This window comes from Flavimarina sp. Hel_I_48 (assembly GCF_000733945.1).
In the GTDB taxonomy this organism is placed as follows: Bacteria; Bacteroidota; Bacteroidia; order Flavobacteriales; family Flavobacteriaceae; genus Leeuwenhoekiella.
The window spans coordinates 2,067,136-2,085,615 of the sequence record NZ_JPOL01000002.1 but is presented as its reverse complement, the minus strand read 5'-3'; the positions used below and the strand labels follow the sequence as shown (position 1 = coordinate 2,085,615).

Here is an 18,480-nt window from a genome sequence, read left to right as displayed (position 1 = left end):
CGCTTGAGATTTTAAGGTTCATTCAATAACCCTAAATTTGCAAAAAACACATAATATGACCCTTATACCAGAAGATTACGAAAAATTTGCCAACCAGGCCATTGAAAAAGTAATCGACTTTATCCCTAATTTAATTGCCGCCATTCTAATGATATTTGTTGGCCTCTGGCTGATAAAAATCATCAACCGACTCATTAGGACATTCTTTAAAAAGAAAGACTATGACATTACTTTAGAAAAATTCATAGAGGATCTCATCAATTGGTCTTTAAAAATCATCCTGTTTGTACTCGTGATTACCCAGCTGGGAGTGGCAACCACATCGTTAGTTGCCATAATAGGTGCTGCTGGTCTTGCGATAGGCCTGGCTTTACAGGGTTCTCTTGCAAATTTTGCGGGGGGCGTTCTTATCTTACTACTTAAACCGTTTAAAGTGGGGGATTTTATTTCAGCTCAGGGAATTGATGGTACAGTAAAGGAGATATCTATTTTCAATACCAGAATGACCACTTTTGGCAATCAACTGGCCGTTATCCCAAACGGAAAACTATCTAATGACAATATCATAAACTACAGTATAGAAGGTATACGGCGCGAGGCAATGACCTGGGGAATATCTTATGATTGTAATATCAAATTGGCCAAAGATATTTTACTCGACCTTGTAAATGAGCAGGAAAATGTATTGCATGATCCTCATCCAGAACCTATGATCGTTTTGGCAGAACTTGCCGATAGCTCTGTAAATCTATCGCTGAGATACTGGGCGACCAATGATAATTTCTGGGCGCTGCGCTGGTATATTTTAGAAGAAGGGAAAAAACGCCTTGAGGAGCAAGGTATCGTAATTCCATTCCCACAGCGGGATGTGCATTTTTTCAATGAAAGCGCTAACAATAACAGCGTAGAAGCTAAATAGAAATTGCTGTAAACAATCAAAAAACCGGTAAAAACTTGATGTTTTTACCGGTTTTTTAGTTTAAATCCATTCTTATTGTATTGCTTTCCTTGATACTGAAAATGGTTTGAAACTGCTAAACTGAATTACCACGTCCCGCAGAAAGTTGGTTGTCGCAGGCAAAATATCAAAAACCTGGGAAAATCATCAAAACAACCCTGTAATTCAGAAACGGATCTTGTGTTAGGGATTGCAGTGAAAATCCTTTTTGCGAGGGACGAGCAAAAAGATTGCAACGTAAAGCCCGACCCAAAGGGAAACGCCTAAAAACCATCTTTAAAATGAGATTGTGACCCCCAAAAGAAAATTAATTTTCGCTTGTGGATAGTAGCCTGCACCCTCAACGGTCGTTATATTTCCTGGATTTATGGAGTCATCATCATAGGTGAAAAAATATCCATTGGAAACATATTCTTCACTAAAAATGTTGTTGACCAAGGCCGTAAATGTAATCGTTTTTGCGAATCCTATACCCTTCAAATCGTATTGCAGGTTAAAATCATTTACAAAGTACGCCTCCAGCTTAGAGCTTTCAGCATCTATATTGCTTAAATATTGCTCTCCTACATATTTAGACAACAAGGATAAGCGCAGGTTCTGAACCGGATAAAAGTCAAAACGGTTACCCGCGACAACATTGGGCGAAAAAGAAATATTCGTGTTACCCAAATTCTGTAAAACACCATCCCTCTGAAAGAAAAAATCCCTGTTTTTATTGGTACTCAAAGTTACATTAGGGGAGATCGCAAATTGACTTCCCACCTGAAAACCAGCCTCCACTTCAAGTCCCAGACGGTAACTAGAACCACTGTTTTGACGTATGGCAGCCCCTACATCATCTATCGCTCCGGTTAAAACCAGCTGGTCGCGGTAGTCCATATAATATAAATTGGCATAAATACGGGTGCGTTCTTTAGTCAAACGATAGCCCAGTTCAAAATCATTCAGCGTCTCTGGCACGGGATTTCCGTTTTCAAAGTCGGTGCGGTTGGGTTCACGGTTTGCCCGTGCATAAGATGCATAAACATTACTGAAATCGTCCAATGAGATCGTTACCCCGGTCTTGGGATTGAAAAAAGAATAGCTTTTATCAATTACAAAAGGCGTTTTATTATCGCTTAGACCATCTGTTTTGTAGGTTATAAAACGTTGTTGCAAGTCCCCAAAAACACTCCAGGTGTCATCAATTCTCCAGGTAGCTTTTGCAAAAGCGGTGAATTCATCCTTGTCTGCCGTACCGGTATAGTAGCGGTATCCCTCTTCTTCGGTTTGTGAAAAATAGCGCGCCCAGGTAATTTCGCCAAAATGATCCCCCGTATATATACTACCAAAAAGACCTGCGTCAAAATCCAGGTTTTTGTCATTGTAATTGGTAGTTAGGTTCGCCACATAATAACGATTGTCCAGCCAGCGGCGCCGTACCAGATCTGTATCTGATTGCAATTCCCCATCTACTTCATAGGGTTCCCAACCTATAAGATCAAAGGTAGCGTCATCAGAAAAATTAACATTGGCATAGTACCAGGAGTCAACATATTCTTCAAAAAAGCCACGCCCCATGGTATAATTTAGACTCAGGTTAGTAGACCATCCGCCACCATATTTTTGATTCCATAACAATTGAAGGTGGTCCTGCTTATAATCATCAACCTGATTGTCATAAAAGCCCTGCAGATTACCCGCGTCGTCATATTGAAATCCAATAGGGTTGAATGTCCTGTCTGTGGCCAAGGTTTCTGCATCTATACCATTCCAGGCTTGATAGGTAACTTCGGCACCGCCAAAACCTATAACTTTTAGCAACGTGTTCTCATCGCGATAACCACCTTGTAGATAATAGGATTTTAGATCTGAACTGGCCCTATCTACATAACCGTCTGACTTTATGCTGGAAAGTCTACCGGAAAAGCTAAAATGATCATTGAGGAGTCCGGTCCCAAATTTGACATTGGCCCTACGGGTGTTAAAAGAACCACCAGAAACACTTACGCCAGCGTAGGCTTTTTCATCCAGTGCTTCGGTTAAAATGTTGAGGCTGGCACCGAAGGCCCCTGCCCCATTTGTTGATGTACCTACGCCCCTTTGTAATTGTAAACTTTGTACCGAACTGCTAAAATCCTGTAGGTTCACAAAGAAACTTCCCAGGCTTTCTGCGTCATTGTACGGGATACCATTGATAGTGACATTGATTCCCTGGTTACCGGTTCCACGAACGCGAAAACCGGTGTAACCCACCCCCGCGCCGGCATCTGAGGTGGTTACCACGCTAGGCAGGTAATTTAATAAAATGGGTAGATCCTGGCCCAGATTACGCTCATTGATCTCTTCTTTTGAGAGGTTGCTAAAGGTGATGGGCGAGTCTGCATCTACGCGTACCGCTTTGACGAGCACTTCGTCAAGTTTTTCAGTTTTGGTCGTGTCAACGACCTGCTGGGCGCGGGCTCCATACGATAAGAGCGCAGCACCACAAGCGAATAAAATTGTTTTCATCCGTAAAATTTTTACGAATAAAAGGGGCAATTATCCTGTGTTACTATTAAGTTGATATTACAATGTTCTGCCCTGACATCTTGATAAAAGTCAGTGGCATTTCCCTTGGCAGCATTACCCGCCCAGGTTCATTGGGTATGATCTCAGCTCGCTTTCCTAATTCTTGTTATAAAATAGGAAGTTTAAGCACCCCTTTGAGATATAAAGGCAAAACTAGGTAATTATTTGTAGTTTTTATCTAATTTTTGATCCCTTTTAATATGCTGTCCGTTATTTTTACGTTACCTATGAACAGGCCCTTAATTTTTAAATTTTCAAAATAAAAGCAGTGGAGAAAGAGTCCTTTTTTATCAGGAACCCAAAGCAATCCATTACCTTCAAGGTGATCTTTGGCTATTTGCTGCTCGCGCTACTTATAGGTTTTGCGGCCTGGCTTATTTACCCTCAAGTGCGCGCTTTTGTTTATCCGGCTAAGGAAAAAGAATCAGCAAACCGTAAACTTACCTATATTAGCAATGCCCTTAGTCTGCTTTATGAAGCGGAAACCGTAGGCCGTTCTGCCATGGCAACGGGAGATACTGATCAATTTTCCCGCTATAGGGCGTATACTGATAGTATTGTGGTACAGATAGATTCCCTTACAAGAATCACAGAAACCCCTGCACAAACGAGTCAGCTGGATAGTATTAAAATAAGCCTGAAACAGAAAACGGAAAATATGAATGCCATGGTAACCCTGCGAAAAGAGCAGTTCACCAGGGATTTTTATGCCGAAGCCGTTGAGGAACTTAATAAAAAAGATATCTACTTTGAAGATTATGCCAACGATCCCAAATTAGAATCTGTTAATCCTCGCGTAAAACGTGCCATCGTGGACTATATGGAATATATACGCCGCGACAATATCGAAGCAGATCAAAATATGAACAGCATGGCCGAAAAAGTCAAGGAGGTCATGACAAAACTAGGTAGAAGGCAGAAAATCCTGGAGATGCGCATTATAAAAAGAGAGGACATTCTTTTTACAAATGACCGTAACATTAGTCAGAAAATACGCAACCTACTTGTCGCCCTCGAGCGGGAAGGTACGCTCTCTGCACAAGACCGCGAGCGCGAGTTACGCTCAAAAATAGGAGATGTTTCACAAACTTTAAAAATCATAGGAGCCGTAAGTATCCTACTTGCGCTGGGGTTTGTGGTCATGGTTTTTAGGGATGCCTCAAGAAGTCAAAGATACAGCCTGCAGCTGGAAAAAAGCAATACCGTGGCACGTTCTCTACTCAAAAGCAGGGAACAACTTATGGCCACTATTACGCATGACATGCGTTCACCGCTCAATACCGTAATAGGTTTTACCGAACTTTTACAAAAGACAGACCTCAACGGAAAACAGGAAAATTACCTCAATCACGTAGAAAAATCATCTGAATATATTTTACGACTGGTCAACGATCTACTGGACTTTTCCAAGCTTGAATCTGGTCGTGTGAACATAGAGCAGGTAACCTTTAATGCAAAAAATCTCGTTGAAGATATTGCCGTAGTGGGCCTGCCCACGGTAATCAAAGATGACCTGAAAATCAATATGGCGCTATCTAAAGAGCTTGACGGTTATTTTATGAGCGATCCCTTCAGGATCAAACAGATCGTATCAAACCTCATCAGTAATGCCTATAAATTCACAGACCATGGTAGTGTAAATATCAGATCAGGCATTGAAGAAAAAGCAGATGTCAAATCCCTGTTTTTTGAAATCACAGATACCGGTATAGGTATCAACAAAGAAAAGCAGGAAATTATTTTTAAAGAGTTCACTCAGGAAGATGAGCGAATAGAGCAGACGTATGGTGGTTTTGGCCTGGGATTGGCTATTACCAAAAGATTGGTGGATCTGTTGAACGGGACTATCACACTCACCAGTGAGAAAGGAAAAGGAAGTACCTTTTTAGTTCACATCCCTGTAAAAGAGGTGAAAGGCTATGCCAAAGAAATACCTGAGCAATTTGCTCCTGAAAAAAGACCTGAACGAATCTTAATAGTTGATGATGATCCTGCCCAACTCAACCTGGCCAAAGAAATTGTAAACAATCTTTCCATAAAGAACGATACGGCGAGAAATGGAATCGAAGCCTTACAATTAATAGAAAAAAATAACTACGATCTTATACTTACTGACATACAAATGCCCGAGATGGACGGTATTGATCTTATCAAAGCTTTACGTGAAAAATCAAAATATAATGAAGTTCCTATTTACGCGTTATCCGGTAATGGTAGCTTAAAACCTTCTGATTACAAACAACTAGGATTTTCCGGCAGTCTTAAAAAACCTTATTTGCCTCAAAAATTACTTAGGCTGATAACACATAATGAAAGCGAAGCACAGGCGGAATCCAAAGCAGTGTCAAAAACACCGGTTGATCCCATAAAGGGGTATACACTGGAAGATCTCAAACTTTTTGCAGATCAGGATCCAGATTCCCTACAATCTATCCTTAATGTTTTTGTAGAGAGCACTGCTGATAGTATTGCAGATCTCAACCGTGCGCTGGAAAATAAAAAATGTGATGAGATCAACAAAATAGCGCACAAAATGCTGCCCATGTTCCGGCAGTTGCGCGCTCAGGAGATCATAACGATCTTAGAGAAACTAGAAAGTCCAGAACTTCCCTGTACGTCAAAGGTCGTGCTGCGATCATTGGGAAGGGTAGTCAATCAAAAAATTGATAAAATGCTTTTAAACCTTAAGGAAGAGATCAAAGATCTATATCATAGTGTTTAAGCTTATTATAAAGCGTTTTTCGGTCTATATTGAGCAATCGTGCAGCTTTGCTTTTGTTTCCTCCTGAATTTTCAAGCGCATTGAGGATCATTTCTTCCTCATTTTTGCTCTTAAATAGACCATAATCATTACGATTGGGCTGATCTTTTGAAAGTACAAGTTCCCGCGGAAGCACATCCAGATCAATTTCATCTGCGACGGTAAGCAAAACAGCCCGCTTGATGGTATTTTTTAATTCACGTAGATTTCCTGGCCAGTCATAAGACTTCATGGCAGCAATGGCAGCATCATCAAAACCGGTAATGTTCTTTTCAAGCTCTTCATTTGCCTTGTCCAAAAAAACGTTCGCAAAAAGCATGAGATCTTCCTGTCTGTCCGAAAGTCGCGGTACCTGAATGGAAAATTCGTTCAAACGGTGGTATAGATCTTCCCTGAAATCGCCTTGTTTAACGGCTTCTTCCAAATCTTCATTTGTTGCAGCAACAACCCTGATATCAACATTAATTTCCTTATTGCTGCCCACAGGCTTTATTTTGCGTTCCTGAAGGGCCCGCAATAGCTGAACTTGTAGTTCGTACCCCAGGTTTCCTATTTCATCTAAAAAGATCGTACCCCCATTCGCAGCTTCAAAATGTCCTATCTTATCATTTACGGCGCCCGTAAACGAACCCTTGATGTGTCCAAAAAATTCACTTGTGGCGATCTCTTTTGGTATCGCCCCGCAATCTACGGCAACAAAGGGCTGAAGTTTGCGCTTGCTCTTATCGTGAATGTTTTTCGCAACATATTCTTTACCCGTGCCACTATCACCTATGATGAGGACGGACATGTTTGTGGGGGCAACAAGATCAATATATTGATTAAGCTTACCAGATGTATCACTAACGCCTTTTACATAGCCTGAAGCCTTGGCTTTTTTGGGTTTGGAAATTTTTGAAGGTTCTTCTTTGACAATGATGTTATCCGAAGGGGCTACTTCTATAGGGTTTTTACTTTCGTCAAGCGCTTTGTTTATAAGGGACAGTAACTCATCAGGACGTACAGGTTTTGAAATGTAATCAAAGGCGCCTTCCTTCATTGCGGTAACCGCCATGTTTACCTCTGCATAACCGGTCATCAAGATTACCGGCGTATTTTCAAGATCCATCTTTGCTTTTTGCAGAATAACAAGACCGTCCTGATCTGGTAAACGTACATCTGTAATAATCAAATCTAAAGGATGTTCGGCCATTTTTTTTATGGCTTCAGATCCAGAAAAGGCTGTAAACACTTCAAAACCTTTCTTTTTCAAGAAGGTTTCAAGCATTTTACAGAATGCAATATCATCCTCAACTATTAATAACTGCCGCATATGTATGAAAAAACTTAGTCTTCAAATTTACGGATAGATTGCGGTATTTAGAGTCTTTTACCTACAAAAAAAGGACTACAAATTAATGCAGCCCCTTCATAGTATTTAAACGTAGTTTTATGTACTTAAGCTTTGGTAAATGCTGATGTTATTCAGGTTTGATCCAGTTTCCGTCAGCATCTAAGTAAACTGTTTTTGTCTTGCTCTCGTTCTTTAAGTCTGCAACGATAATTTTATAAATCGAATTTTCCCCTACATACGCCTCAGTGACTTTCATACCGTCCATATCTGTCATAATAACATCTTTAATGGTCTGCGGTAACTGGCTTTTATCAATTTCCTCAAAGTTATCTGTTACTTGCATGGTTTTTACAACAAGGTCCTTCTTTTGGGTAGTTTCCACTTTTTCCTGGGCAGTGGCAGAAGAAGATAATATCCCCATGGCGAACACGGCTATTAAAATGATCTTTTTCATATTTTTTTTATACTAGATGTTTTATTAATTTTTATATAGAATATGATAATTGTGCCATGTGATTTTAAGACTACAAATTAGTCATAATATACTAATCTTCAACAATTTAATCCCAAATAAAGAGTATTTTAAATAGTTTGTTAATCTTGTAGAAATGGGCAATAAATCAATAAAAACGGGGAAAAAATCCCCGTTTTTGCTATAATTTAGGCGGTTTTCTATTTGCCTTTTTCTCTGCTTGATGCTTCTTGTTACCAAGCCTTTTTAATTTTGCGCTTTTTGAAACTCGTCTTTTCTTACGCTTTTTTGGACGCTGTAATCCTTTCTCGATCAGCTTTAGAAACTGCTTTTGTATTGCTTCTTTATTGGTATGTTGACTCCTACTCTGATCATTATGAAGAAGAAGAACCCCGTTTTTAGTCAATCTGTTTGCCAACCGCTGGGACAAGCGCAATTTAATATCTTCATCAAAAACAGAAGTATTCGCTAAATCCCAACTTAAAACAACTTTTGTGGAGGTTTTATTTACATGTTGGCCTCCAGGCCCACTGCTACGCACTGCTTTAAAACCGCATTCGGCGAGAAGGGCATCCTCTTTCACGATTTCTTTACCTGATGCGCGGGTTTCAGTAAATCATTGACATTCTTGACTGGATTGAACGTTTCCAGGGGAACCTCAACAAAAATGGTATTCCAGAAAGCCATTCCACCATTCCAAAGTCCGGGTAGTTCTAAAGCTTTAATGTTATTACCATCTGTCGTTTTACTTGCGATAAAGGCAAGATCTGGATCTACATACTCCGTTAGATTGTATTTTTTTCCTGTATAATCCCGAACGCTACAAACAATATCCACTGGGTTAAAGTGTGTGGAATTCTGGAAAATCTCCTGTTGCTTCTTATCGTCCTTCTCAATCTGAGCACTCTCAATAATCTGCAGGGAAGCGGTTCCTTTTTTATCTGCAACCCAAAATGGACCACCACCGGGCTCACCTTCGTTTTTTACCATTCCACAAACCCTTAAGGGCCTGTCCAATAGTTCCAGTAGCTGATCTTTCTTTTCATCTATACCCAACGTGGCAAAAGTATCGCTCAACTTTATACTAAAGTCCCGTTCTAAAAACTGAGCGATCTCGCGTACACCGCTTTCATCAAGATCACCTTCTTTAAGTGACTTGGTGAATTTAAATGCCTGCGCTTGCAGTTCCAAAAGTAAACCTGCAAGTATTTTTTTATTTCTTGACAGTGTTAGAATGTTGTCTTTAGTCAGGACATTGTCAATGTTCTTTATAAAAATAACATCAGCATCCACATCATTCAGGTTTTCTATAAGCGCACCGTGCCCTCCTGGCCTGAACAACATCTTACCGTTAGGTTTGCGATAAATCTCATTATCTTCGGTAACCGCTACTGTATCTGTTTGAGGTTTTTGAAAAGAATAGGTTACTTCAAAGTTTACTTCCGTATCACTGCTTACCGCTGCATGTATATTTTCAAATTGCTCTTTAAATGCTTTCTCATGTTCTGGGGAAACGGTAAAATGAAGATTTGCATGGTTTCTGTTTTCCGCGTAAGCGGCAGCCTCGTATAAATGCTCTTCAAAAGCCGTCACCATATAGGATTCGTAATTATGAAAAGGCAAAAGACCTTTGGGAAGATTTCCAAAGTTGGGACCATCTTCGTCCATCATTTTCTTAACAAAAGCAACCTTTGCCTCGTCATCACTTTCTATTGCTTCTTTATCATACTTATCCTGTATAAGCTCACTGATTTTGTCGTAAAAAGGGAAATTTTTAAGATTGTCGAAAAAAATGCGCATCTCGCCATTCTTTGCACGGCTTAAGAATTCATCAAGTTTTTCTTCTTTTGGATCATATTCCTCAAGAAATTGATAAATGGTTTTGAACATGCGTGTAGCAGCCCCAGAAGCCGGGATAAATTTAAGAAGCTCTTTGTCCTTATCAATGTGTTCATACAACTCTATAAAATCGACTTCTTTATCCTCATTGAGTTTCTGTATCCCATCCCCTACGGTGGCGGCGGCAATAAGCTGTACGGTAGGCACTCCATTTTTAAAGATAGAAACCTGTTCCTGTACTTTTTCTTTTGTGAGGCCGTGAGCCTCAATCTCTTTAATGTCTTCTTCTGTAAAATTCACGATAAAAGTTTGTTTATGTGTTCGGTTGCTATTGCCATACGCTCTGCCAGTGTTCCCTTAAGCAGTACAAAAGGCCTCTTATATGTTACTAATGCTTCTTTGAATTGCAAAAACATTTCTTCCCGCTGTTCTGGTCTATCCCGTAGATCGTCTGCTTCCCATGGTATATCTATATATGTTAGCAAATAGAGGTCATAGGTATTTGCAAGCGCGGCAATTTCTAACTCTGGCGGACACCAATGGTCATAATAAGCTTCGCCATAAACCTTAGTCTCCAGCAAATCTGTATCGCAAATTAGAAGTCGGTCAGCATTCTTTGAAGCGGCATTCTCCAGCCTCATTTGGCCTTCAGCGATGGGCAGAAGGTCTTCTGGTGCACAGATGCTCTGTTCCTTTTCCCATTTATGCTGTAAATATTCCCTCGCATATTCAGGGATCCACTCACAGTTATAATGAGCTGCTAAATTTCTGGAAAGTGTCGTTTTTCCTGAACTTTCTGGCCCAAAAAGGACGATTTTTATGCAATTACTGGGTTTTTGTCTAAGTTTTTCTTCCAAGCTATATATCCAAATAGAGCAATAACCGTAAAAATAAGATATTGCAAACTTGTAAAAGTTAAACCTTTATGAAAATACAAGGGGGCTGATATAATATCGCCAACGATCCAGTAGATCCAGTTTTCGATCTTGCGACGTGCCATTAACCACATCCCCACAAAAAATATGGCTGTGGTAAGGGTGTCAACCCAGGACACCCAACTTTCCCATTTATCAAAAAGGGTATAAATAAGGGCTACAAAACCTATGGTACCCACAAAGATCACTGCTGAAATAGCGTGTTCCTTTTTTGTTGTCCTTGCAATGGGAGTGACATGCTGAGGGTCAACTTTACGCGTCCAGACCCACCAGCCATAAATACTCATCACGAAATAATAACCGTTGATCATCATATCGCCCAGCAGACCCCAAAACAGTAATAAATACACAAATATCGCAGTACTGATCATCCCCGTGGGATAAACGAAAATATTATTCCGCATTGAAAAAATCACCGATAGCAGACCGAAAATGACCGCGACAATTTCCAAAACAATATTTATGGTACTGTAGGTCGCGTATTGATCAAAAAAGAACTCAAAAAATTCAGACATGGGTATCAGAGTCAGGTATTACTATTCTGATAGAAATCATTTGCTTAATTTTCAAAAAGTTCTTTTCCGGCGGCTTCCTTGACTTTTAGTTCTTCTAACAATTGAATCGAGGCAGGAATGATATCACTACACAGAACGATCAATGCATTTTTAGGTGCATTTTTAATTGCATGTTTTATAGCATCCTGTTCAGAATCTATACTGGTAATCTTTATGTCCAACTTTTTACTGTGGATACCTTCTTCTATATAACCGCGCAATTCTTCTTCGGTCTTTCCCCTTAAATTGTCATCCTGTCTGATTATGATCTCGTCAAACATACTTGCGGCAATAGCACCTACTTCAACGGTGTCTTCCTGCCTTCTGTCACCAATACCAGCGACGATACCTATACGGTATGGAGCATCATAGGAATCTGTAAATTGCTTCAGGGCCCGCATTCCGGAAGGGTTATGGGCATAATCTATTAAAAAGCTGAAATTATTGAACTTGAATTCATTTAAACGTCCCGGCGTTTGAGAGGCAGATGGAAGAAATGTTTCCAGCGCGGCCTTCATATCTTCAATACTGATACCCCGCACGTGCGCCGCCAGTATCGCGGCAAGCACGTTTTGTATCATAAAATGCGCCTTACCACCATAAGTGATTGGTATATTCTCTACACGCATGACCCGCATTTTCCACTTGCCACGGGTAATGGTCACGTAATTCTCTTCAAAAATCGCCGTAAGCCCATTGTCCTCCTGAAATTCGATTATACGTGGATTGTTTTCATCCATACTGAAGAGCGCAACATTACAATCAAGACCTCTTCGCATATTATAAACACGGTCATCATCAGCATTCAAAATCGCATATCCGCCAGGCAAAACCGTTTCTGGGATAACCGCTTTTACACGTGCCAACTGATCTATGGAATTAATGCCTTTGAGACCCAGGTGGTCTGATGCTACATTGGTCACAATACCTATATCACAATATCTAAATCCCAACCCTGCACGCAAAAGTCCGCCGCGGGCACATTCCAAAACCGCAAAATTAACGGTAGGATCCCGAAGCACAAATTCTGCACTCTGTGGTCCCGTACAATCCCCGGCCATAAGCAGCCTGTTTTGAATATAAACGCCGTCTGAAGTAGTATATCCTACCCTGCAACCGCTCATTTTTGCCATATGGGCGATAAGGCGGGTAGTCGTTGTTTTACCATTTGTCCCTGTAATGGCGACAATGGGTATACGGCCATTTTCACCTTTGGGAAAAAGCTCGTCAACTACTGGTGAGGCCACATTTCTGGGAAGGCCAATGGTAGGGGAAAGGTGCATTCTAAAACCCGGGCCCGCATTGACTTCAAGCACGGCGCCACCGGTTTCTTCCAGCGGTTTTGTAATGTCTGTGGTCATCACATCAATCCCGCAGATATCCAGATCAATGAGCCTGGAAATACGTTCTGCCATAAAAACATTTGAAGAATGTACAATATCAGTAACATCTTCAGCAGTACCCCCGGTACTTAAGTTTGCCGTATCTTTCAGCAATAAAGTTTCATCTTTTGCAAGTACACTTTCCGCGGTATAGCCCTTCTTTTTAATCAGGCTAAGTGTAAGTTCGTTTACATCAATTACGGTTAGTACATTTTCATGACCATATCCTCTTCGCGGGTCTTTGTTAACATTGTCAATAAGTTCTTGTATGGTAGAATGGCCATCGCCAATTACATGCGCAGGCGTCCTTTTTGCGGCTGCAATCAATTTGTTGTTTATTACTAAAAGTCTATAATCATGACCTTCTATATAGGTCTCTACAATAACACTGTTACTTACCTCCTGTGCAACATTAAAAGCGGCAATTGCTTCCTCATACGTTTTAATGTTTACGGTTATACCGCGACCATGATTACCATCTATGGGCTTGATGACAAGGGGATAACCTACCGCGTCACAAACTTTTTTCAAATCTTCCATATCCCAAATAATATCACCTTTGGGCACGCGCACACTCGCTTGCTCAAGCATAAACTTGGTCTCTTCTTTGTCACAGGCAAGGTCTACGCCAATGTTACTGGTCTTGCTCGTAACCGTAGCCTGAATGCGCTTCTGGTTTGCGCCGTAGCCCAACTGGCATAACGAGTTTTTGTTTAATCGAATCCAGGGTATACCGCGGCTTTGCGCTTCTTTTACAATAGAGCCGGTACTGGGACCCAGCCTTTCTGATTCCCTCAATTCGCGCATGCGCTGTATATCTATGTCCAGATCATAATCTTTTGCGGCAATTAATGCCTCGCAGATATTTACGGCAGCCTGGGCGGCATATCTCCCCACAGCTTCTTCTTTATAAGAAAAAACCACATGATACACGCCATCTTCACCGTAGCCACGCGTACGGCCAAAACCGGTATCCATTCCTGCCATGGTTTGTATCTCCAGGGCAACATGCTCAATGACATGTCCCATCCATGTTCCCTTATCAACACGATGAAAAAAGCCGCCTTCAACCCCTTCTGAGCAGCGATGCGCGTACAGACCGGGCAATAGGCTTTTTATGCGTTCCCCAAATCCTGGTATTTTGTCTGTTGGATACTCTTCCATTTTCTCCAGATCAAGCACCATAACGATGAGCTTGGGCCGGCGAATAGACCAGTAGTTGGGACCGCGCATGGCGTTTATTTCAAGTATTTTCATAAAGTATTGTTTAAAGTTGGGTCGATGATTCCTCTAAAAATAGGCTATTTCCTATAAACATAATCTTATTTTTGCAACTTCAAATCATAATTGCTATGAGTGCAACAGGAATATTAATACCCATAGGCGGCAATGAGAACAAGGGCATTGCAACCAAGGAAATCTATAATACCGAAAAAATAGAGGACAGTATTCTCGCGCGCATTGTGAGCGAGAGCGGTGGCAGGGATGCCATGATCTTGATAATCCCCACGGCCTCAAGTATTCCAGATGAAGTTGTTAAAAATTACCTCGATGCTTTTGCAGAACTCTATTGCAGCAATGTACAGGTAGTGGATATCAGAAAACGCGAAGATTCTGCAAGCACAACGTTTCTTGACCTCGCCGAAAAAGCAGATTGCATTCTTTTTAGCGGCGGTAATCAATCTGAAATCACCCAGAAAATAGGTGGCACAAAATTTCATAAGATCCTGCAGAGACGTTACAATAATGACGGCCTCGTGATTGCAGGCACCAGTGCTGGCGCCATGTGTATGTCTCGTGAAATGATCACTGGGGGGAAAAGCAAAGAAGCTTTTCTTAAAGGTGCGGTGGGTATGAGCAAAGGGATGTCTTTTGTTCCCTCACTAATCATAGATTCCCATTTTATTCGCCGGGGCCGTTTCGGTCGTTTGGCAGAAGCAGTGGCGCGATTCCCTAAACTTATAGGGGTGGGACTTGCAGAAAACACGGGACTCGTAATAAAAAATTGTAATTCCGTCGAAGTTATAGGAAGCGGTATGGTGATCATTTTTGATCCCAGTGCACTTACAAACAATACCGAAAGCCTGGTTGAAAAAAGAAGCCCTATGTCTATTACCAACCTGAAAACTCACATTTTATCTAAAGGCGATACTTTTAATATTGACAGGCATCAGGTAGAGATCCTACATGTTGAAAAGCCTGAGGTGAATGCCTAGGATTTATTAAATCTTTTCATTTTTTAAATTATGGATATTCAGCTTCAATAGGATTTCTTTGTGTTTATCTTTAGAACGTGCGCTAATTATTCAATATATTAGTCCGTTAATAATAAAACATTGATCTCTGTGCAAAAAATTATATTCTTTATTTTCTTCGGAATTTCATTTCTTGACCACGCACAAAATGTGAGCGTTGAACAATCAATCTATGGGATACAAACCGGTATTCTAGGTATATGGGTTCATAATGAATCTCGGCTTGCAGATCAAATTGCCCTGCGAAGCGAAGTGGGTTTTGATGCTGGGCTATGGGGCGGTTCCTTTTATGACAAGACCGGTTATGCAGCCACTCCTGTACTTACATTATCCCCTCGATGGTATTACAATTTAAAGAGACGTGCGGAAAAATCAAAGCGCACTAACGGCAACAGCGCCAATTTTCTAGCCTTAAAAACAAGCTTCAGACCAGACTGGTTTGTCATTTCCAATTATGATAACGTAAGTTATGTAAGTGATTTTTCTATAGTGCCCACATGGGGAATCCGTCGAAATATTGGTGCGCATTTCAATTACGAAGCCGGCCTGGGCGTAGGCTACATTTATTATTTTGCCAAAGCGGCGGGCTATGATGAAAATGAAAGTGCCGGGGTCGTTAATTTGCATCTACGCATTGGGTATAGGTTTTAATCCCATCCCCAACCCTTCCCAAAGGGAAGGGAGTTTTACAAAAAATATAAATTAATTGCTTTGGTCAAATCTTTAAAGAGAAGATTTTTTTATACGTCAAACAACGCCACACCCATTCCAGCGGACCAAAACGGAAAAAACGGAGCCAGATCCCGCTTAATACTATTTGAAATAAGAAAACCAACACCGCAATTCCCAAAGTGCACGACGGACTAAACCTCTCGTACATCCCAAAACCTACCGAAGAGAACAAAAACAGTCCTACCACGCTCTGTAAAATATAATTGGAAAGTGCCATTCTGCCAACGTACTTTAAAGGTTTTAAAAGTTTGCCCCAAATTGTAAAATACCAGATCATCCCTAAAATCCATAAGTAAAACAAACCCATCAGGACATCAGAAATTACCATGGTTTTGATAAAAAATGGTCTAAAATCACGATAAATCTGATAGTCGGGAAGATAAAACAGAAAGGCAATCCTATAGAGATTTGACAACAAAGCGATAACCAATACGGGTACTTTTATGTGCTTCAAAAACTTCGGAAAATCGTTGAAAATCCGGTTTTTACCCAGATAAATGCCCAATAAAAACATAGAAAACGCCACTGGTGCGAGAAAACCAAAGAGCATCGGGATATTTGTAAGATATTCTAAAAGCCGCAAGTGCATACCTTGAAGATAACTTCCGTTGCTAATAATTTCGTTGACACGATCTCCCGTATAACCTGCTAAATAAACTTCTGGCTGAAATCCAATAAAACTGAATATTTCAGCTAAAATCTGGTCATAAAAGGGAAAAATAAGCAGCAAAACCGCCAAAATCAGAAGCCATTTATTGGGAAATTTTAATAGAAAAACGACTAAAAAACCCAATAAAGCGTATAAATTCAAGACATCCCCAGACCATAACAGTAAGATGTGTACTATTCCAAACAGGAGCAAAAACAGCATTCTACGAGCAAAAAAAGGCCCTATATGCTTGTTTTTATCATTCAATTTAAGTGCCTGCATCGCAATACCAATACCGAACAACAAGGAGAAAATAGGGAAAAATTTAGTATAGAAAAAAAGTTGCAACAACCGCTGTGCAAAAACATCAAGGGTTCCCGTAAATTGTTCCAGGAACACATCCTGATTCAAAAAAGTGGAATTCATGATCACAATATTGACCACAAAAATACCGAAGATTGCAAAGCCCCGGTAAACATCAAGGATTTCGATGCGGTTACTCCCCTCCCGACCTCCCCCAAGGGGAGAAGTTTGAAACTTTTTGTTTTCCAAAAAACAACGTTTAAAAATTCTTCTGACTAAAGTGCAAATTTGTTAATCGCCGTAGATGGCGATAATACTTTTTCCGGTAGACGTGCGCAAACCGCGGTACATGCCTTCGGTATTAAACGGAAGTGCAACATTTCCCTGAGTATCCACGGCAATGAGTCCGCCATCGCCACCTATGTTCATCAATCTTTTGTGTACAACTTCGGCAGCAGCTTCCGCCAGCGAAAGCCCCTTGTATTCCATCAAACAGGAAACATCATAAGCGGCCACGCCCCGAATAAAAAATTCACCGCTTCCCGTGCAGCTTACCGCGCAGGTAGCATTGTTTGCATAATTACCCGCGCCAATTATTGATGTATCGCCAATACGGCCCCAGTTTTTATTAGTCATCCCACCGGTAGAAGTGGCTGCGGCAAGGTTACCGTATTTATCACAAGCAACGGCGCCTACGGTACCGAATTTTGATTCCTTAGTTTCTTTTGATTTGCTGTGATCCAATTGAAAATGGGTAGTTCCCTTTAATTCCTGCCACTGCTGGTAACGCAATTCGTCATAAAAATAAGCAGCTTCTTCAAGTGTGTAGCCCAGGGATTTCGCAAAATTCATGGCGCCGGTGCCAGCCAAAAACACGTGTTCGCTTTTTTCCATTACATCTCTCGCCAACAGAATAGGGTTTTTTATTCCTGAAACCAATGAAACTGCGCCCGCCTGTAAATCTTTTCCTTCCATGATCGCAGCATCCATTTCGTGGGTGCCCTCTGCGGTGAAAACGCTTCCTTTTCCAGCATTAAAAAGAGGGGAATCTTCAAGGATTTGTACTGCAAGGGAAACCACATCAGTGGCGCTTTTACCTGAATTTAAGGCTTCAAAACCCGCACTTAAGGCGTTTTCAAGCGTTTTACGGTAGTTTTCTTCTTTCTCGGGAGTCATTTGCCCTTTTAATAAAGTGCCTGCGCCGCCGTGAATGGCTATAGAAAATGGGTTCATTCTTAGTTCTTTAGTGTTCTTGTAAAGATAAGGTTTGGAAGAATGAAAAGACCTGAATTTAAGGGAAAGGCTGGTTTTTAGTTTTAGTTGCAGGTTGCAGGTTGCAGGTTGCAGGTTAATATATCTGTTTTTAAATGGATGTCGCATTAGAGATTAAAGTGAATTTGTGAAGCACGAGCAAAAAGATTTCAGCGTAAAGCCCGACCCACGGGGAAACGCCCAAAACCAACAAAAGAGTTAACTCATTAAGCTACTACAGATTCTGCGTTAGGAATTGCAGTGAATTTGTTTGCCCCTTCCGCGAGGAAGCCTTTTTGTGAGACACGAGCAAAAAGATTGCAGCGTAAAGCACGACCCGCAGGGAAACGCCCAAAACCAAAAAAAGAGTCAGCTTATTAAGCTACTACAGATTCTGCGTTAGGGATTGAAGTGAATTTGTTTGCCTCTTCCGGGGGGGAAGCCTTTTTGTGAGACACGAGCAAAAAGATTGCAGCGTAAAGCCCGGCCCGCAGGGAAACGCCCAC

Annotated in this window: 14 protein-coding genes; 4 read left to right on the top strand and 10 right to left on the bottom strand. The window is 41.0% G+C overall.

Annotated features, from left to right (window positions below):
- Positions 1-55: 55 nt before the first annotated feature.
- On the top strand, positions 56-919 hold the full coding sequence (locus P162_RS09205; RefSeq protein WP_031427046.1) for a mechanosensitive ion channel family protein: 864 nt from the start codon (positions 56-58) through the stop codon (positions 917-919).
- A gap of 315 nt (positions 920-1,234) precedes the next feature.
- On the opposite strand, the gene P162_RS09200 is transcribed toward P162_RS09205, so the two are convergent.
- Positions 1,235-3,448 (bottom strand): TonB-dependent receptor, encoded by a 2,214-nt coding sequence (locus tag P162_RS09200; RefSeq protein ID WP_031427043.1) that lies wholly within the window; start codon positions 3,446-3,448, stop codon positions 1,235-1,237.
- A 328-nt stretch (positions 3,449-3,776) separates the two neighbouring features.
- Here P162_RS09200 and P162_RS09195 point away from each other — a divergent pair, with 328 nt between their 5' ends.
- Complete coding sequence (locus P162_RS09195) at positions 3,777-6,230, top strand: ATP-binding protein (RefSeq protein WP_051907839.1); 2,454 nt, start codon at positions 3,777-3,779, stop codon at positions 6,228-6,230.
- On the opposite strand, the gene P162_RS09190 is transcribed toward P162_RS09195, so the two are convergent.
- The 7 genes from P162_RS09190 to cphA all read right to left on the bottom strand — a co-directional run bounded on the left by P162_RS09190 (position 6,205) and on the right by cphA (position 14,041).
- Positions 6,205-7,581: a sigma-54-dependent transcriptional regulator gene (locus P162_RS09190; protein ID WP_031427040.1), complete on the bottom strand. Its 1,377-nt coding sequence runs from the start codon at positions 7,579-7,581 to the stop codon at positions 6,205-6,207. The two genes, P162_RS09195 and P162_RS09190, sit on opposite strands and share 26 nt — an antisense overlap.
- A 148-nt stretch (positions 7,582-7,729) precedes the next feature.
- Positions 7,730-8,056, bottom strand: coding sequence for a hypothetical protein (locus P162_RS09185; protein WP_031427038.1), 327 nt, complete (start codon positions 8,054-8,056; stop codon positions 7,730-7,732).
- 199 nt (positions 8,057-8,255) lie between these two features.
- The gene (arfB, locus tag P162_RS09180; RefSeq protein WP_031427037.1) at positions 8,256-8,657 is read right to left on the bottom strand and encodes an alternative ribosome rescue aminoacyl-tRNA hydrolase ArfB; all 402 of its coding nucleotides are present in this window, start codon (positions 8,655-8,657) and stop codon (positions 8,256-8,258) included.
- Positions 8,654-10,213: a DUF4301 family protein gene (locus tag P162_RS09175; RefSeq protein ID WP_031427035.1), complete on the bottom strand. Its 1,560-nt coding sequence runs from the start codon at positions 10,211-10,213 to the stop codon at positions 8,654-8,656. The genes arfB and P162_RS09175 overlap by 4 nt, the downstream gene beginning before the upstream one ends.
- Complete coding sequence (locus tag P162_RS09170; RefSeq protein WP_031427034.1) at positions 10,210-10,770, bottom strand: AAA family ATPase; 561 nt, start codon at positions 10,768-10,770, stop codon at positions 10,210-10,212. The genes P162_RS09175 and P162_RS09170 overlap by 4 nt, the downstream gene beginning before the upstream one ends.
- Complete coding sequence (pnuC, locus tag P162_RS09165) at positions 10,731-11,363, bottom strand: nicotinamide riboside transporter PnuC (protein WP_031427033.1); 633 nt, start codon at positions 11,361-11,363, stop codon at positions 10,731-10,733. The genes P162_RS09170 and pnuC overlap by 40 nt, the downstream gene beginning before the upstream one ends.
- A 44-nt stretch (positions 11,364-11,407) precedes the next feature.
- Positions 11,408-14,041: a cyanophycin synthetase gene (gene cphA, locus P162_RS09160; protein ID WP_031427032.1), complete on the bottom strand. Its 2,634-nt coding sequence runs from the start codon at positions 14,039-14,041 to the stop codon at positions 11,408-11,410.
- A gap of 95 nt (positions 14,042-14,136) precedes the next feature.
- Between cphA and P162_RS09155 the strand changes: the two genes are divergently transcribed.
- Together P162_RS09155 and P162_RS09150 are read left to right on the top strand one after the other, a co-directional pair.
- On the top strand, positions 14,137-15,000 hold the full coding sequence (locus tag P162_RS09155) for a cyanophycinase (RefSeq protein ID WP_031427031.1): 864 nt from the start codon (positions 14,137-14,139) through the stop codon (positions 14,998-15,000).
- A 129-nt stretch (positions 15,001-15,129) separates the two neighbouring features.
- Positions 15,130-15,690 (top strand): hypothetical protein, encoded by a 561-nt coding sequence (locus tag P162_RS09150; RefSeq protein WP_031427030.1) that lies wholly within the window; start codon positions 15,130-15,132, stop codon positions 15,688-15,690.
- Between the two features lie 64 nt (positions 15,691-15,754).
- Here P162_RS09150 and P162_RS09145 read toward each other — a convergent pair whose 3' ends face one another.
- Both P162_RS09145 and P162_RS09140 read right to left on the bottom strand, forming a co-directional pair.
- On the bottom strand, positions 15,755-16,972 hold the full coding sequence (locus tag P162_RS09145) for a DUF418 domain-containing protein (protein WP_051907838.1): 1,218 nt from the start codon (positions 16,970-16,972) through the stop codon (positions 15,755-15,757).
- Positions 16,973-17,014: 42 nt separating this feature from the next.
- Entirely contained in the window at positions 17,015-17,956 is a 942-nt protein-coding gene (locus P162_RS09140) for an isoaspartyl peptidase/L-asparaginase family protein (protein ID WP_031427028.1), read from the bottom strand.
- Between the last annotated feature and the right edge of the window lie 524 nt (positions 17,957-18,480).

What these genes read in the sequence shown, in the direction of transcription:
- P162_RS09140 (WP_031427028.1), bottom strand. Translation starts at nt 17,956, where the DNA reads ATGAACCCATTTTCTATAGCCATTCACGGCGGCGCAGGCACTTTATTA.
- cphA (WP_031427032.1), bottom strand. Translation starts at nt 14,041, where the DNA reads ATGAAAATACTTGAAATAAACGCCATGCGCGGTCCCAACTACTGGTCT.
- P162_RS09200 (WP_031427043.1), bottom strand. Translation starts at nt 3,448, where the DNA reads ATGAAAACAATTTTATTCGCTTGTGGTGCTGCGCTCTTATCGTATGGA.
- P162_RS09155 (WP_031427031.1), top strand. Translation starts at nt 14,137, where the DNA reads ATGAGTGCAACAGGAATATTAATACCCATAGGCGGCAATGAGAACAAG.
- P162_RS09205 (WP_031427046.1), top strand. Translation starts at nt 56, where the DNA reads ATGACCCTTATACCAGAAGATTACGAAAAATTTGCCAACCAGGCCATT.
- pnuC (WP_031427033.1), bottom strand. Translation starts at nt 11,363, where the DNA reads ATGTCTGAATTTTTTGAGTTCTTTTTTGATCAATACGCGACCTACAGT.
- P162_RS09190 (WP_031427040.1), bottom strand. Translation starts at nt 7,581, where the DNA reads ATGCGGCAGTTATTAATAGTTGAGGATGATATTGCATTCTGTAAAATG.
- P162_RS09185 (WP_031427038.1), bottom strand. Translation starts at nt 8,056, where the DNA reads ATGAAAAAGATCATTTTAATAGCCGTGTTCGCCATGGGGATATTATCT.